This is a genomic window from Marinobacter halodurans (assembly GCF_004327985.1).
GTDB lineage: Bacteria > Pseudomonadota > Gammaproteobacteria > Pseudomonadales > Oleiphilaceae > Marinobacter_A > Marinobacter_A halodurans.
In genome coordinates this window covers 1-951 of record NZ_SJDL01000160.1, presented here as the reverse complement: position 1 = coordinate 951, position 951 = coordinate 1, and the positions used below count along the sequence as shown (strand labels likewise).

Below are 951 nucleotides of genomic sequence, written 5' to 3'. Positions count from 1 at the left end.
TGGCGTACATGCTGGAGGACAGTGCCCCGGTGGCGGTGTTGGTCCACGGCGATGTACCGGAGCTGGTAACTGGGAATAGGCCGGTGATCGCGCTCAATGATACGGCGCCCTGGATGTCCTGCTCCGAGAGTAATCTCGAACGAGGCAACCTGACGCCTGCGCACCTGGCCTACGTGATCTACACCTCCGGCTCGACCGGCCGGCCCAAGGGGGTGATGAACCATCACCGCGGTCTGTGTAACCTGGCTGCGGTTCAGACCGAATTGTATGAGGTCGACACGGACAGTCGGGTCCTGCAATTTGCGTCGTCAAGTTTCGATGCCAGTGTTTCGGAAGTCGTGATGGCCCTGTGCAGTGGCGCCGGCCTGTACCTGGCCTCCCGTGTCGACGTACAGCCGGGCGAGCCGTTGCTGGCGACGCTGCGGCGTTACGGCATCACCCACGCCGTCTTGCCACCGTCCGCCGTGGCGGGGTTGGACGGGGAGTGTCCGCGCTTGACACTGGAGACGGCCGGGGAGCCCTGTACGCCCGGTGTGGCGCGCGCGCTGGCGGCTCGGCACCGGTATTACAATGCCTATGGTCCATCGGAGACCACGGTGTGTGCCACGATCCGTTGCGGTGGTCCGGACGACGAGGGGCTTTTGCCCATTGGGCGCCCGATTGCCAACATGCGGGTGTACTTGCTGGATGATCAGGGCCAACCGGTGCCAATCGGCGTGGCGGGAGAAATCCATATTGGTGGCGTGGGGGTGGCGCGGGGCTACCTGAACCGTCCGGAGCTGACGGCGGAGCGCTTCGTGCTGGACCCGTTCAGTGCCGAGCCTGGCGCGCGGATGTACCGCACAGGCGATCTCGGGCGCTACTTGCCCGACGGCAACATCGAGTATTTGGGCCGTAACGACTTCCAGGTGAAGATCCGGGGCTTCCGGATCGAGACCGGCGAGATCGAGG

1 protein-coding gene is annotated in these 951 nt (G+C 64.8%); it reads left to right on the top strand.

Annotated features, from left to right (window positions below):
- On the top strand, positions 1 to 951 hold a 951-nt coding region (locus tag EZI54_RS23920), incomplete at both ends, for an amino acid adenylation domain-containing protein (protein WP_131484344.1).